The organism is Paenibacillus sp. FSL L8-0333 (assembly GCF_037965665.1).
GTDB lineage: Bacteria > Bacillota > Bacilli > Paenibacillales > Paenibacillaceae > Paenibacillus_AQ > Paenibacillus_AQ odorifer.
This window is the reverse complement of sequence record NZ_CP150186.1, coordinates 6,526,388-6,542,380: the sequence shown is the minus strand read 5'-3', so window position 1 is coordinate 6,542,380 and position 15,993 is coordinate 6,526,388. Positions and strand designations below refer to the sequence as shown.

Annotated in this window: 12 protein-coding genes; 10 read left to right on the top strand and 2 right to left on the bottom strand. The window is 48.6% G+C overall.

Annotated features, from left to right (window positions below):
• Positions 1-90: 90 nt before the first annotated feature.
• Positions 91-1,683 (bottom strand): histidine kinase N-terminal 7TM domain-containing protein, encoded by a 1,593-nt coding sequence (locus NYE72_RS29150; protein WP_339210986.1) that lies wholly within the window; start codon positions 1,681-1,683, stop codon positions 91-93.
• Positions 1,684-1,964: 281 nt separating this feature from the next.
• Between NYE72_RS29150 and NYE72_RS29145 the strand changes: the two genes are divergently transcribed.
• The 6 genes from NYE72_RS29145 (at position 1,965) to NYE72_RS29120 (ending at position 8,675) form a co-directional block, all read left to right on the top strand.
• Positions 1,965-2,747 (top strand): ABC transporter ATP-binding protein, encoded by a 783-nt coding sequence (locus tag NYE72_RS29145; protein ID WP_036682061.1) that lies wholly within the window; start codon positions 1,965-1,967, stop codon positions 2,745-2,747.
• 2 nt (positions 2,748-2,749) lie between these two features.
• The gene (locus tag NYE72_RS29140) at positions 2,750-3,562 is read left to right on the top strand and encodes an ABC transporter permease (RefSeq protein ID WP_051491222.1); all 813 of its coding nucleotides are present in this window, start codon (positions 2,750-2,752) and stop codon (positions 3,560-3,562) included.
• Positions 3,562-4,479: an ABC transporter permease gene (locus NYE72_RS29135; protein ID WP_339210984.1), complete on the top strand. Its 918-nt coding sequence runs from the start codon at positions 3,562-3,564 to the stop codon at positions 4,477-4,479. Before NYE72_RS29140 ends, NYE72_RS29135 begins: the two co-directional genes overlap by 1 nt.
• A gap of 136 nt (positions 4,480-4,615) precedes the next feature.
• Positions 4,616-5,716, top strand: coding sequence for an ABC transporter substrate-binding protein (locus tag NYE72_RS29130; RefSeq protein ID WP_339210982.1), 1,101 nt, complete (start codon positions 4,616-4,618; stop codon positions 5,714-5,716).
• A gap of 105 nt (positions 5,717-5,821) precedes the next feature.
• A complete protein-coding gene (locus NYE72_RS29125) occupies positions 5,822-7,285 on the top strand; it encodes a CoA-acylating methylmalonate-semialdehyde dehydrogenase (protein WP_076140680.1) in 1,464 nt (487 codons plus the stop codon).
• Between the two features lie 31 nt (positions 7,286-7,316).
• Positions 7,317-8,675, top strand: coding sequence for an aspartate aminotransferase family protein (locus tag NYE72_RS29120; RefSeq protein ID WP_076105053.1), 1,359 nt, complete (start codon positions 7,317-7,319; stop codon positions 8,673-8,675).
• Here the strand turns inward: NYE72_RS29120 and NYE72_RS29115 are convergent.
• Positions 8,650-10,338, bottom strand: a complete 1,689-nt coding sequence (locus tag NYE72_RS29115; protein WP_036682056.1) for a PucR family transcriptional regulator — start codon at positions 10,336-10,338, stop codon at positions 8,650-8,652. The two genes, NYE72_RS29120 and NYE72_RS29115, sit on opposite strands and share 26 nt — an antisense overlap.
• Before the next feature lie 318 nt (positions 10,339-10,656).
• On the opposite strand from NYE72_RS29115, the gene NYE72_RS29110 reads away from it, so the two are divergent.
• The 4 genes from NYE72_RS29110 to NYE72_RS29095 are packed head-to-tail and all read left to right on the top strand — an operon-like array spanning position 10,657 to position 15,064.
• Complete coding sequence (locus tag NYE72_RS29110) at positions 10,657-12,048, top strand: NAD(P)-dependent oxidoreductase (protein WP_339210979.1); 1,392 nt, start codon at positions 10,657-10,659, stop codon at positions 12,046-12,048.
• A gap of 45 nt (positions 12,049-12,093) precedes the next feature.
• The gene (preA, locus tag NYE72_RS29105) at positions 12,094-13,383 is read left to right on the top strand and encodes an NAD-dependent dihydropyrimidine dehydrogenase subunit PreA (protein ID WP_076099706.1); all 1,290 of its coding nucleotides are present in this window, start codon (positions 12,094-12,096) and stop codon (positions 13,381-13,383) included.
• 2 nt (positions 13,384-13,385) lie between these two features.
• Positions 13,386-14,813, top strand: coding sequence for a dihydropyrimidinase (gene hydA / locus NYE72_RS29100; protein WP_076272923.1), 1,428 nt, complete (start codon positions 13,386-13,388; stop codon positions 14,811-14,813).
• Positions 14,813-15,064, top strand: coding sequence for a hypothetical protein (locus NYE72_RS29095; protein WP_051491218.1), 252 nt, complete (start codon positions 14,813-14,815; stop codon positions 15,062-15,064). The genes hydA and NYE72_RS29095 overlap by 1 nt, the downstream gene beginning before the upstream one ends.
• Positions 15,065-15,993 lie beyond the last annotated feature (929 nt).

Sequence of the window (15,993 nt, the reverse complement as noted above, 5' to 3'; positions counted from 1 at the left end):
TAGTTTTTCAGATAACTCTTATTAAACTTAAAAACAGACTATGAAAAATAAGGCCAGTTGTTGAATGCGCAGGAAGGGACATGATTGTCATTAAACAGGTTTGAAAAGAGTGATTTCTGACTTTTGGGAAAGATGCACAGCGTTGCGTCCATTTCGTTTGGAACTATACAGAGCATGGTCGGCCTCAGATAGCAGTTCTTCTAGAGTAGCCTCTGGACTTAGGGCCTCCACAACTCCAAAGCTGGCGGTCACATTAATGGGCCCGATGACGGTATATAAGGTGCTTTGTTCAATATCCGCGCGGATAGTTTCGCAGAGCAATGCAGCTTGCTTAAGCGACGTCTCTGGCAGACAGATCACAAATTCCTCGCCACCATAACGGCCAAAGAGATCTCCCTCCCGCAGATGTCTGCTGCACACTTGGACAATATGCTGGAGAGCTTGATCTCCGTATTGATGTCCATAGCGGTCATTAATGCTCTTGAAGAAGTCCACATCCAGCAAAATCATAGATAATGAACTTCGCAGGCTGGCGGACCGGGCAAGCAGTGCTCGACTCAGCTCCAAAAAATAGGAGCGGTTATAGATACCGGTTAGGCTGTCCATCGTAGCCAATTGGCGCAGCTTCTCCTGAAGCAGTATTCGTTCAGTCACGTCAATCAGCATGATCATCTGTCCTGCTATGTGCCCCTCTTGTTTTTGTACCGGAGAGGAGCGGATTTGATAATAGCAGACCTCCTCTGCTTTGTTCCAAGCCACTTCCCGTTCTTCGCGCAACAGCGGCTCGGCGTCCATCACATAGGACAAGGCGTCTTTGCCTGCGTTAAGAAACAATTGCGCTAGCGGTTTGCCAATCGATGAGGAGTTGAGCCCCTCTATCATATCCGCGGCTGCACGATTGTAATCGACGAGCATGTCCGAGCGGTCGGTGACAAGCACTCCCTCCCGCATGCTCTCGAAGAGATTCTCACGAGCAATAGGCGCAGCCGTTAACATGCCCCGGGATAAAATAGCCCAAATATATAGGGAGGAGGTCAGGCTCATAATGATCGGGACGGGATCCATACCGTAAGGAGTCAAGCCCATCAGATACAAAAAAGAGCCAAGAGTTGGAAGACTTAACCCGATTATTATTGTGATGATCTGCCTGCGGTATACCCGCTTCATCCGGTTCCACTGCCATATCATGAGGCAAATGGCTGCCAGCAGACAGCCAAAAGTAAAGCTGCCGTGAACGATATACCAAGGTCCCATCACAACATCAACGAGTGGGGTGGGCGTATTTTCCCGTAAATAAATGGATTTATAGAAGAGATGATGGTAATCATTGGTCCAAACCAGCAGCGTTGTAATGAACGGAATGATAAATAACGCCGCCCGTATGCCTTTTTTAAACAGCGTCTCCAGCCCAACGAAATGGATCACCATGATTAGACTAGCTGGCGCAATGAAGGGCATCCCCAGATATTCTAACTTAATCCAGAAGCTGATTTCCTCCAGGGTTTTCCCCGATAACTCTAATGCGAAGCCGAAGGTGTAAATAGCAGAGGTAAAGGAGCTTATAACAAAAGCCCTGATTCCTAAGAAATCAGTTTTTTTATAATAGGCGAAAAGGGCTAATAAGACGCTCAGCACACCTGATATAGCAACAATTACAATATAGTTCGAGATTATAGATCCCATGGGTCTATTGTCACCTACCGAGGAAAGATATGGATAAATATTACCACATATCTGCGGATATAAAAAAAATACTTCGGGTTTGTGGTCAAAAAAATGTCTCCTAGACAAAATGACGCAATTTAACAGGAGCAATTTTACTAATTGTCTAGTGAGAGTCCAGTGAGCAGCGTGTAACATGTTAGTTAATACTACATGCAATAGAAGTTTTCTTTATTTTATCTAAATAGCGTCAGTTTATATAACATCATAAACATGGCTTATTTTGAAAAGGGGGGCTGAGGATGTCATCACTAGCGACAAATATTCCTGAGATTCAGCTGGAGAATGTTGAAATGCGTTATCGGACAGAAGCTGCGGAAGTGCTTGCCCTGCATCAGGTGAGTCTTGATATTGCCAAAGGGGAGTTCGTCTCCCTGCTCGGACCTTCCGGATGTGGCAAAACGACGCTGCTTAGACTGATGGCCGATCTCATAGCACCAACAGGCGGGAACATTGTGGTAGCTGGGAAAAGTGCCAGAGAAGCCAGGCTGGCGCAAAAATATGGCATTGTTTTTCAAAGTCCAGTGTTATACGACTGGCGGAAAGTGAAGCATAACATCACTTTGCCACTGGAGCTGATGGGGGTGAAGAAGTCGATCCGTGAGGAAAAGGCGATGGAGCTTCTTGATCTGGTGGGGCTGCAGAGCTTTGCGGATAAATATCCGTGGCAGCTCAGCGGCGGGATGCAGCAGCGTGTAGCGATTGCCAGAGCGCTATCGATGGAGCCGGAAATTCTGCTCATGGATGAGCCGTTCTCTGCGCTGGATGAATTTACGCGTGAGCGATTGAATGAAGAGTTATTGTCTGTCTGGAGTAAAGTGCAGAACACAATTGTTTTTGTAACTCATAGTATTCCTGAATCTATATTCCTCTCTGACCGGGTGTTTGTACTTTCCCCGCATCCAGGTCGCTTGTCCGCTGTGGTTGAAATTCCTCTGCCACGTCCGCGAACGGCGGAAATGAGAAATAGCCCAGAGTTTTTCGAACTGATCGCACGTATTCGCGACAGCTTCGAAGGGGTGTAGTGATGAAAGGGGGCAGTATCTTTGTGCGAGGTCGTCTGCTGCCGTTGTTCGTCTGGATTTTTGGCCTGCTGCTAGTCTGGGAAGGGACTTCCTGGATGCTGCTCCATGTGGTGGAGACGCCGTTAGCACAGTCCAAGCTGCCATATGTTCATGAGGTGTTAGCTACCTTATGGCAGTATGGAGGCACGCTCTTGAAGGAGGGGGCTGCGACCTTCGGTAATGCTGGCGTTGGCTTCCTAATTGGAGCGGTAGCAGGTGCCTCATTGGCGGTGCTGATGAGCTTGTCGAAGACAATAGAGCAATTAACTTTTCCTTATGCTATTGCCTCGCAGATGATTCCGATTCTGGGGTTGGCACCCATCATCTACGGGATTGTGCGCGATGAGCAGACCTCGCGGATTATTATTTCGGGATATATCACCTTTTTCCCGGTGGCTCTGAACATGCTGCGCGGCTTGCGGAGTGTAGATCCATCAGCGCTTGAATTGATGCATTCTTACGCGGCCAAACCTTGGGCGGTCTATTGGAAACTCAGATTCCCAGCGGCTTTGCCGGGTTTGTTCGGTGGACTTAAGATAGCTGCCCCGCTTGCTGTGACTGGAGCTATTCTGGTGGAGCTTATGGGTGCCCAGCATGGCATTGGTGTAATTATGCTGCGCAATCTCTATTATGGGAGCTCTCACACCTATATGTTCTGGTCTACGGTGATTGTGGGTGCCTTGCTGGGGATCGTAAGCTACTGGTTAATCAGTCTAATAGAACGTCTGGTAACGCCTTGGCAGCCTGAATATCGTCCGAAAGGAGGCAGCCGCTAATGGAAACTAATTCCGTTCGGGAGAACTCGTTTATAGGTTCTAGTGGTAAAGAAATGGCTCAGCCGGCTCTAACGGCTACACAAAAGAATGCTGTAGCCGTTCCGAAACCTGCGGAAGGTACGGCGAGTCGAGGCGGCTCACGAATGCTGAAGAGGATATTTAGCGCAGGGGTGCTGCTGCCTGTACTGGCAGGTCTGTTATTTCTTGCACTATGGGAATTTCAATTTTTTCATAAGATCTTTGATCTGAAAAAATATCAACTCCCGCTGCCTACAGCTATCGCCGAAACCATGCGAGATAATTTCAGCTTGTTGTTGTCCTATACCGGGTACACTCTTGCTGAAGCTGTGCTGGGAATGTTGGTTGGTTCTGCTATCGGCTTCCTGATCGCTTTAGTCGCTACGGCTTGGCCGCGCTGGGGGAGTGGAAGCTTGACGCTGGTTGCCGCCCTAAATGCTGTGCCCATCGTCGCCCTCGCGCCCATCATGAATCTGTGGTTTGGAGATGGGATAGGCTCACGAATTGCCATAGTAACAGCAACTACAATGGCAGCGATGGCGATCAACGCCTATAAGGGCATGGCGGCGATTGATCCATTGGCGCTGGATCTGATGCATTCTTATGCGGCAGGTAAACCGGCAGTGTTCCGTTATCTGCGGATTCAGAGCAGTCTGCCCTATGTATTTACAGCACTGAAGATTAATGCTACTGCCAGTATGATTGGCGCCATTGTTGGGGAATTCTTTTTCTCCTCAAAAGGGCTTGGATATCTGCTCTCCAATTCCATTAAAGTTGCCAAAATGCCCCTGGGCTGGTCCTGTATTGTGCTGGCTGCAATTGCAGGCGTGCTCTTCTATTTAGTGGTTGAGCGGCTGGAGAAAGTATTCATTAAGTGGCATCCTTCGCAGCGTACTTAATCTCACCCTCATTACATCCGGCCATAGTGGGAATGGAAAAGAGAAACCGCCCGCGGCTGTATGCATAAACGCACCACGATGCTTGTCCATACTGTGCTTGTTACAAACTTAAATTACGATAGGGGGAGTTCGGTTGATGAACGGGAAAAAACGCAAATTTCGTGGTGGTTTGTTGGCAATCGTGATGATGTTGAGTGTTTCTTTAATGGCGGGTTGCGGTGGCAACAATAATAACTCGGCAGCTGAAGCTACGACTGCCCCTGAAGCATCAGCAGCTCCTGACGCAAGTGCTGCTACTGAACCGGCTGCTGATCCGGTTACAGTGAAGCTACAGCTGAAATGGGTGCCGCAGGCACAATTCGCTGGGTATTTTGTGGCGCAGGATAAAGGATATTACAAGGAAGAAGGCTTGGATGTAGAAATTCTGCCGGGTGGGCCTGATATCGTTCCGGAACAGCAAGTGGCAGGCGGCTCCGCAGATATCGGTGTGGGTTGGGTAGCCAGCTTGCTGCCGAGTCTTGAAGAGGGAATGCCGCTGGTGCAGATCGCGCAAATCTATCAAAAGAGCGGATTGGTCCTGGTTTCCAAAAAATCGGCGGGCATCAACTCAGCTGCTGATCTTAAGGGTAAAAAAGTAGGCAACTGGATGGGCGGCAACGAGTTTGAACTATTAGCGTTATTCGATAAATATAAGTTCGATCCGAATAAGGATCTGAGCTTTACGAAGCAAGGGTTCACGATGGATCAGTTCTTGGGCGATCAGATCGATGCGGCCTCAGCGATGACCTATAACGAGTACCAAGTAGTGTTGGAGTCAGGCATTAAGGCTGAGGATCTGAATGTCATCGACATGAATATGGAAGGCGTTGCGATGCTTGAGGATAACTTGTTCGCCAATAAGGAATGGCTTGCGGAGAACAAAGAGACTGCGGCAAAGTTTGTGCGTGCCTCCCTGAAGGGCTGGAAAGATGCAATTGCTGATCCTGCAGCCGCCGTGGACAGTGTGATGAAACAAGCGGAAGACGGCAGTACAACGAAGGAACATCAGCTGACAATGATGACTGAGGTTGCCAAGCTGATTCTGCCTGAAGGCTTTGACAGTGCCAAGATGGGATATACCGATGCGGCGGCGTTCCAGCAAACCGCTGATATTTCGCTTAAATTTGGTGTCATTAAAGAACCGGTTAAGGTAGATGAGGCTTACACGAACGAAATCGTAGAAATGGCGGCAAAATAACCAGTTGAGCTCAAATGTTACAGTGGATGGCCGCCTGATCTGGCGGTCATCTATTATAATCAGCAGTCCATCAGTGCATCTGAAACAGAGAAAGAGGTGCGAGCTATGTCTCTCCTAGTAACGCAGGCTGAAAGAGTTAAGAATTATGTGAATGGAGCTTGGGTAGAATCGTCGTCCGGGCGAGATGAAGAGGTATATAATCCGGCGACGGGTGAAGTGATTGCCTATGTGCCCATTTCCAGTAGGGAAGAGCTGGGTGCGGCGGTAGAAGCGGCTGCAGTGGCATTTCAAGTGTGGAAAAGGGTCGCTGTGCCGCGTCGTGCCCGCTACTTTTTCCAATATCAACAGCTGCTGGTAAAGCATTGGCATGAGCTGGCAGAGCTGATTACGCTGGAGAATGGCAAAAGTCTGGAAGAGGCGCAAGGTGAGGTGCAGCGTGGAATTGAGTGTGTGGAATTTGCCGCAGGCATCCCCACGTTGATGATGGGCAGCCAGCTTCCGGACATTGCTACCGGAATTGAATCCGGGATGTACCGCTATCCATTGGGTGTTATCGGGGGGATTGCCCCTTTTAACTTTCCGATGATGGTTCCTTGCTGGATGTTTCCGCTTGCCATTGCTTGTGGAAATACCTTTGTGCTAAAGCCTTCCGAGCGTACGCCGTTACTGGTTAATCGGTTAGCCGAGCTATTTGCCGAAGCGGGTTTCCCGCCTGGCGTGCTGAATGTGGTACATGGGGCACACGAGGTTGTGAATGGGCTGCTGGAGCATGATGAAGTGAAGGCGATTTCGTTCGTGGGTTCGCAGCCGGTTGCGGAATATGTATATAAGGCAGGGACGGCGCAAGGGAAGCGGGTTCAGGCATTGGCAGGCGCTAAGAATCACTCGATTGTGCTGCCTGATGCGGAGCTGGACAATGCGGTCAAAAATATCATTGCGTCCTCCTTTGGCTCGGCAGGTGAGCGGTGTATGGCTTGCTCGGTCGTAGTGGTTCATGAGGATATCGCTGACGAGCTAGTGAACCGTCTGGCTGCGGCTGCGGATGAGCTTAAGATTGGTAATGGCGCCGATGACGGGGTGTTTTTGGGTCCGGTAATTCGCCAGTCGAATAAGGAGCGGACGCTTTATTACATTGAGACTGGTGAAGCTGAGGCAGCCAAGCTTGTGAGAGACGGGCGGAAGGATGCTGCTACGGGTGGTGCGGGTTATTTTATCGGGCCGACGATATTTGATCATGTACAGCCGGGAATGACCATCTGGAAGGATGAGATTTTTGCACCGGTATTGTCAGTGATTCGTGTGAAAAGTCTGAGTGAAGCGATTGGGGTAACGAATCAGTCCCCATTCGCGAATGGGGCTTGTATTTATACAGACAGCGCAAAGGCGGTTCGTGAATTTCGGGAAGAAATTGATGCAGGGATGTTGGGTGTGAATCTGGGCGTGCCTGCGCCCATGGCATTTTTCCCCTTCTCGGGTTATAAGAAATCGTTCTATGGAGACCTGCATGCCAATGGGCGTGATGGGGTGGAGTTCTATACGCGTAAAAAGATGATCACTGCCCGTTATTAGAGAAAATGAGCTGCTGAGAGGAGAAAATGTTATGCAGAGTCTGGGGAACGATAGCGAGCTTGCGGTGAAGAAGGATCAGGAATATTTATGGCACAACATTACGCCTTATAGTGAAAAGAATCCGCCTATGATTGCCGCCTCGGCGAGTGGGTCGTGGATTACGGATATACAGGGCAATCGATTTTTGGATGGGATGTCTGGCTTATGGTGTGTAAATGTGGGATACGGGCGCAAGGAGCTGGCGGAAGCTGCTTACAATCAGTTGCTGACCCTGCCTTATTTTCCTCTGACACAAAGTCATCTCCCGGCGATTGCGCTGGCGGAGAAGCTGAATGAATGGCTCGGAGACGACTACGTGATCTTCTTTTCCAATAGTGGATCGGAAGCCAATGAGGCTGCTTTCAAAATGGCACGCCAGTACCAGCAGCAAATCGGCCAGCATTATCGCCATAAATTCATTGCCCGTTATCGTGGATATCACGGCAGTTCGCTGGGTGCATTATCTGCAACAGGCCAGGCCCAGCGCAAATATAAATATGAACCGCTGGCGGGTGGGTTTCTGCATGTAGCTCCCCCGGACAGCTATCGCCGCCCGGCCGGGATGACTGTGGAAGAATTCAACCTCCAGTGTGCACAGTCCATAGAGGATATGATCATCTGGGAAGGCGTGGAGACGGTAGCTGCGGTGATTATGGAGCCTGTAATTACGGGTGGTGGCGTCATTGTACCGCATCAGGTTTATTTGGATCGGGTGCAGGAAATCTGCCGTAAGCACGGTGTGTTGCTCATTATGGATGAGGTGATTTGTGGATTCGGACGTTCTGGACGTAAGTTTGGTCATCACAACTTTAATGTGAAGCCTGACATCGTAACGATGGCTAAGGGACTGACTAGCGCTTATCTTCCTTTATCCGCGACTGCTGTTCGTAAGGATATCTATGAGGTATTTAAGGACAATAGCGATGACTATGGCCATTTTCGCCATGTGAATACTTTTGGTGGCAACCCTGCCTCCTGTGCGCTGGCGCTGCGTAATCTGGAGATTATCGAGCAGGAGAAGCTGGTGGAACGTGCGGATCTTTTAGGTAAAAGAATAAATACAGAATTTACCGAGCTGCTTGATCACAAGCTTGTAGGTGATGTCCGCAGCTTTGGTTTGGTGACAGGGGTTGAGCTGGTTGAAGACAAGGTCAGTAAGAAGCCGGTTGATCTGAATATTGTGAAAGGAATTATTGCCGAATGTAAGTCCAAGGGGCTTATCATCGGCAAAAATGGCGATACCGTAGCTGGGTTCAACAATGTGCTTACCTTCGCCCCGCCGTTATCCTCCACGGATGAAGATATAGAATTTATTATCGATACCTTTAAATCTGTGCTGAACGGGGGCTAGGTAAAGTGATTTTGTCTGGATATAGAAATTGGTAAGCGCGCAGGGCGACTTGAATGGAGATCCGATTCTCTGGCTGCATGAAGTCTTCACCCAGTAGCTCTGTTATTTTGTCCAGGCGATAATAAAGTGACTGTCTGACAATGAATAAGTTTCGAGCGGCAATTTGTTTGGAGCCATCATGATCCAGATAAACACGAAGGGTAAGCAGCAGCTCGCTGCCTTTGGTTTGGTCGTGGTCGATTAGCGGGCCGAGATAACTGCGAATGAAGTTCTGCAACGTTTTTCCGTCATTTAAGCTCAACAGCAACTGGAATACACCCAGCTCTTCATAGAAGAGCAGTGACTTCTGGTAACAGGAGTATAACGACAATGCCTGTAGGGCTTCCTGATAACCGGAATAGGCTCGTTTTAGGCGCTTATGTGATTTACTGACTCCAATGACGAGCTGCAAATCCTTGAGTTTCTCATCGGAGCGGATGTTCTGCAGGGCCTCAAGTGCTTGTTGAAGTCGCATTTTGCCAGGCATTTTTGATTGGATGTCGAGGGCGATGACGGTGAGGCGATTGTTCTTAAGGGTGATCAGCGGACGTAAAGAATATTTCTCAAAGATGGAACGCAGGATGAGCGAAAGGTGGAAGGTGATGGACTCCCATTCGTTCTCCGAGCTGTTCCATTTTACATCTCTGGGGTTCTTGATCTCTATAAGGCATACACGGTAAGGGAGCTCGTTGACCACATTGAAATTAGAGCCTATCAGGCCCTTTAAGCGGTTATCATCTTCGATGCGGCCGTTGATCAGCTCGTCGACCCATAGATTTTCTGAAAAAAGCTTGCGCTCCTCCATATACCGGGTTCGCAGCAGCTCCTGAGCAATGGACAAAGAGGCGGAATCCAGCAGCAGACAGTCGAATTCCTGTGGTTTGTGATTGCATACCATCAGAATGTAAGCCCAGGTCTGATCCAACGCACCTACAGGCTTGAGCGCGATGGTCTTCTGTCCATATTCCCGGATATAGGGGGCAGCGTCAGGTTGAATTCCTTCCAGCTCGTCGCCGAAGGCGGTGAAAAAATTCAGCAATGGAGCCTGCTCTTCCGGCGAAAGGGCCGGGAAAAATAAGGGTTTGCCTTGCAGCTGCATATAGACAATTTGTGTGCGGGTGCTTTTGCACAATAATTGCAGCACTTTCAGCGTTCCTTGTGAAGTTAAGGTCAGACGGTGGAATTCACGTGAGATTTTTTCAAGTTCTTGGAGCATCCGGTGATGCCGGTTGATGATAATCGAATGAAGATCCAGCGTGATATCTACGAAACGAACCGTGCGGGTGAAGATGATTAGCGGAAAGTCATGCCTATCGGCTAATTCGATCATCTCTTGCGGGATGGTGCTGAAATACGTACCTAACTCAATACATAGGCAAGCTGCATTTTTGTCGATCAGGTTCTGCATAAACTCCAAGGAGGAAGGGAGATCGACACTTGCACCAATCCCCGTAGTCAAAATCATTTCTTCGCCATGAATCAGAGTCTCGAAGTTGGCACTTTCCAGCACATGCACCCAGCGAATGGCACGGCTTAGGCCGCTTTTCCCGCCGATCACCTCGGCTTCTGCGAATAGTGGTCTTTTTAAAGCGTCACGAATGGTTAATACAAGCTCCCAGTCCATAGTTACTCCCCCTCGATCTTCTGCGCTCTGGCCTTCGGTTAATGCCCTGTTATTCTCAGCCTATTCTCACACGTAAAAAATACAGTTTTGAAATTAGACAAAGTGTCTAATGCAACGAAAATTCGAAATGACTATAGTTTGATTAACGGATGTCAGTATATATAACCTAATAAGGGAGAACGTTGAGAGATAATTTCTGTTAAAGCTTATATTACTACAATAATTAAAAGATGTAAGCAAAATATTCAGACAAAACTTGAAATAATGTTATATTATATAACACAAATATGAAAAATTACCCATAAGGAGGGACTAGTGATGGAGCATTCTTCTCCGTTAACAGCATTTACACCTGATATGTTCATGCGTAATTTCGCCGAGGCTGAGCCGCCTCTGACCCATAAAGGTGCCATGGATGAGTCCAATCGCTGTCTATATTGCTACGATGCCCCATGTATAAAAGCATGTCCGACCAGCATTAATATTCCCTCCTTTATCAAACGGATCGCCACTGACAATCTGAAAGGCTCGGCACAGACGATTATGGATTCCAATCCTGTGGGTGCCAGCTGTGCTCGTGTTTGTCCTACAGATGAGCTGTGTGAAGGCGCCTGTGTGTTAAATGATGCCTCGGCGCCGATCCAAATCGGACTGCTGCAGCGTTATGCGACAGATTGGGCGATGAACAGCGGAGTTCAATTATTTAAGGCTGGCATTCCTAATGGGAAAAAGGTAGCCGTTATCGGCGGTGGTCCTGCGGGATTGTCAGCGGCTAGGGAACTCGCCCGTGAAGGTTTTGCTGTTGTGATCTACGAAGCGAAGGCGTTAGCGGGTGGGCTGGATACACATGGGATTGTATCGTTTCGGCTCCCGCAGTCTGTATCTCTTTGGGAAGTAGAGCAGGTAGAGAAGCTGGGTGTGGAAATACGTACAGGTGTGAAAGTCGGAGTAGATGTTTCTGTAGATGAGCTGAAGTCGAATTATGATGCCATCGTTTTGGCAGCGGGTATGGGTTATGTGCCTCCAATAGGGATTGAGGGTGAAAAAATGGCTGGAGTTTATGATGCTATTGCGCTCGTAGAATCCACTAAGGCGGGCATTCCTCTACTAGAGCTGATGGGTCAGCGGGTCGCTGTCATTGGTGCAGGGAATACGGCTATTGATGCAGCGACTTGCTCAGTGCGGCTGGGAGCCACCGATGTGAAAATGGTCTACCGCCGGACCCGCGAAGAGATGACGGCTTATGACTTTGAATATGAATTTGCGAAGCAGGAAGGTGTGGAGTTCAACTGGCTTACCTTACCGAAACGTATCGTGGGTGATGGGCTTGGGAATGTAACTGCACTGGAATGTGTGCAGATGAAGCTGACGGAGGAGCTGGGCAAAGATGGGCGTCCAATACCTATGCCGATCGAGGGTTCTGAGTTCTTGATTCCTGTAGATGCAGTTGTAATAGCTATTGGTCAAAAGCGTCGTCTAGATCTAATAGATTCCTTAGGTCTTATGCATGACCGTGGGGTTGTGAGGGTGAATGAGGTCACCTGCCAAACCTCCGATCCGCAGATTTATGCCGCTGGGGACATCATATTTGGTTCAGGTAAAGGCGAGGCCATGGTTGTATCAGCGGCACAGCAGGGAAAAGATGCAGCCCATGCGATTGTTAAACAATTCTCAGGCCAGCAGGAGGTCGTTGTTAGATCTGCGGGCTGAGCGTAGAAATCATATTGGATTTTACATGACAGGGAGGGAACATCAATGGCAGATTTAAGTATTAATCTCGCAGGAATCAAATCACCGAATCCGTTCTGGCTGGCCTCCGCGCCGCCTACGAATACAGGTTATCAAGTGCAGCGGGCCTTTGAAGCAGGTTGGGGCGGGGCGGTGTGGAAGACGCTCGGCGATCCGATCATTAATACCTCATCGCGTTTTGCGGCAGTAAATTTCAATGGGCAACGGGTTGCGGGCTTTAACAATATTGAACTGATCACCGACCGTCCACTTGAAGTTAATCTGAAGGAAATCTATGAAACGAAAAAAAGATTCCCGAATCATGCGATTATAGCCTCCCTGATGGTAGAACCAACGCAGCATAAATGGCATGAGATTGTTAAGCGGGTAGAGGATGTGGGTGTAGACGGTCTGGAGCTTAACTTTGGCTGTCCGCACGGGATGGCTGAGCGTGGAATGGGCGCTGCTTCGGGGCAGCAGCCTGATCTGGTGCAGGCACAGACCACCTGGGTAAAAGAAGTTGCGACGACCCCGGTGATTGTGAAGCTGACGCCTAATATTACGGATATCACCGTCGTTGCCCGCCATGCGGTTAAGGGTGGAGCGGACGCGATTAGTATGATCAACACGATCAACAGTCTTGCTGGTGTAGATATTCATAGCTGGAACACCATTCCGAATGTTGGAGGTCAGGGTGCGCATGGCGGTTACTGCGGGCCGGCTGTGAAACCAATTGCGCTTAGTATGGTGGCCGAGTGTGCCCGTGACCGGGGAGTCGGCATTCCTATCTCCGGTATTGGAGGGATTTCGACCTGGCAGGATGTTGTTGAATTCATGCTGATGGGTGCTACGGGCATTCAAGTATGTACAGCGGTCATGCATCATGGCTTCCGGATTGTGGAGGAAATGATCGATGGCCTGAACAACTATTTGGATGACAAAGGTTTGGCTTCCGTAACAGAGTTAATCGGTAAATCGGTATCCCGTTACTCCAACTGGGGTGATCTGGATCTCAACTATAAGGTCGTTGCCCGTATTAATGAGAACAACTGCATTAACTGTAATAAATGCCATATTGCCTGCGAAGATGCTTCGCATCAGTGTATTGATATGTTAACTAATGCAGATGGGAAAGCTATTCTACAGGTCCGCGAGGAAGATTGTGTAGGTTGTAATCTTTGTTCTATTGTCTGTCCAGCAGACGGCGCGATCGATATGGTTCCAGTCGATACCGGGGCAGCCCCACTGACCTGGAACCAGCGGCAGAAAGTGATCGGGAGTTTGAATGGCACCTATTCGGAAGTGGAGGTGGTGTAAGGATGAAAAAGATTATTAAAAATGGCATCATCGTTACCGCAGCAGATACTTATACAGGCGATGTGGCGATTGAAAACGGGGTTATTACGGAGATTGGCCTTCATTTGGATGTCCCTGGTGCAGAAATTATAGATGCCTCGGGGTGTTATGTTTTTCCTGGAGGCATTGATCCACATACGCATCTGGATATGCCTTTTGGCGGCACGGTTACAGCTGATGATTTTGAGACGGGAACCATTGCAGCTGCATATGGCGGAACGACCACTGTCATTGATTTTTGCTTAACCACCAAAGGACAACCGCTACAGCAAGCCGTAGATAGATGGCATCATAAGTCGCAGGATAAAGCGGTGATTGATTACAGCTTCCACCTTATGGTCTCAGAATTAAACGATAAAGTACTGGGTGAGCTTCCGGAGATAATTGAGAATGAAGGCATTACCTCGCTCAAAGTATTTATGGCTTATAAGAATACTTTTCAGGCGGATGACGGCACACTTTTTAAGACCCTTCAAGCCGCGAAAAAAGAAGGTGCGCTCGTTATGGTGCATGCGGAGAATGGAGATGTCATTGAATATCTTGTTGAGCAGGCCTTGGCCGCAGGCAACACTGATCCGATCTTTCATGCGCTGACCCGCCCGCCGGAGCTGGAGGGTGAAGCTACGGGACGCGCAGCTTATCTAACCGAACTGACAGATTCTCAGCTGTATGTTGTACACGTGACCTGTGCGGAAGCCGCTTGGAAGATTGCTGAAGCGCGTAAAAAGGGACTGCGCGTATACGGTGAGACTTGTCCACAGTATTTAGTGCTGGATCAGACGGCGCTGGAAAAGCCTAATTTCGAAGGTGCCAAATACGTGTGGTCTCCGCCCCTGCGTGAGCAGTGGAATCAGGATGTTCTGTGGGATGCGCTATGGAGCGGCAGCTTGCAGACGATTGGCTCCGACCAGTGCTCGTTTGATTTCAAAGGACAAAAGGATCTGGGGCTTGGCGATTTCTCCAAAATCCCGAACGGTGGGCCGACCATCGAGGACCGGTTTACGATTCTATATTCGGAAGGTGTGCAGAAAGGCCGGATCTCATTGAACAAATTCGTAGACATTATTGCTACCTCTAGCGCCAAGCTGTTTGGCTTGTATCCGCAAAAAGGCACGGTCGCAGTAGGTAGTGACGCTGATCTGGTCATTTTTGATCCTTCTGTAGAAAGAACCCTTTCTGCGGACACGCACCATATGAACGTAGATTATAATGCGTTTGAGGGCTTTGAAGTGAAGGGAGAGCCTGTTTCTGTTCTCAGTCGAGGTGAATTTGTTATTCGTGACAAACAATTTGTCGGCAAAGCAGGTTCGGGAAAATATTTGAAACGCAAACGTTTTGCAGCGGAGGCTCCTCTTCCTTCTAAGGCAGAAATCAGCGGAGGTGTAGTCTAATGTCTGCTTTTGCGGAATATGCCAAAGAACAGCAGGAGATTGATGGGCTGCTTTTTAAAGGGTATACGATTGCCGGCATCCAAGAGGATTTGGACGGTGCCCGAATAAAGTTTGTCAGAGGGGAGCCGGCTAAAAGCTCGGTAGAGCTGTTACTGCTCACAGCGGATGCCCGTAAGTACGTGACAACCCTTGTGGTTGCGGGGTTGAGGGCGGAAGGTGAGCAGGCGGGTTGTTACAGTGGAGAGGTTTGAAGGGAATGGAATTGAAAGCTGAGTAGTGAGCCCACGTAGGATAGGGAACTTGCCGCTCGGCTTTTTATTGTGCCCATGAAAGGGTGCGAGGAGATAACCTACCTGAAAATAGCCGATTATCGTCTCGGAATATACTTTTTGGGGAAATCCTCCCTAAAAAGTAGCTGATTAGGGTCCCAAAATAGACGTTTTAGGGAAAATATCCCTAAAAATCAGTGAAATATGCCGATTTTGCGCAAATTCGCTGAATATTAGGGAAGTTTTCCCTGATTTGCAGTTATAGGCACCTGACAGACCAAAAATCAGGGAGGATTTCCCTAATCTATTTCTTCTGCTGTTGCTGCTCACGCTCTATATACCCATGCCGTAATATGGACATGATATGCAGAGATTCAAAATGTCCCTCAACCTTTATACAATCAAGTAGAGTGCCTTCCAGTGTAAAGCCGCAGCTTTCGTAGACATGGCGAGCCCTGTGGTTGTGATCTCTAACATCCAACCATAGCCGATGCGTCTCGTGTGCTGGAAGATCCAGTCGCTCACGAGATGAAGCGACAGTTTGCTATAACCAAAGCCCTTGGAATGGATCACGATTCTTTCGATACGAACGGTAAGATGAGTATCTTGAAGTCCTGTTACGATGATATAGCCGACTCTTTTCCCGGAGCTCTCCCAAATTGTAAGGTGCAGGATATCTGAATCATGGATAGCCGTAGAGTGCTCCGCTTTACTCCATTGTCCGATATAGGCACGATTAAGCTCACTTTGTTCAATGGCTAGAACGAACGCTAAGTCCTGCTCGGTGGTAGTTTATAGATCCAACGTTTCTGAATGAATGATCATAACCTTATGCACTGTAGGAATGAACGCAACTTCGTGTATAATTGAGACCAAGTGTTAAGAATTCCAATCGGATGAGGAGATCAGCT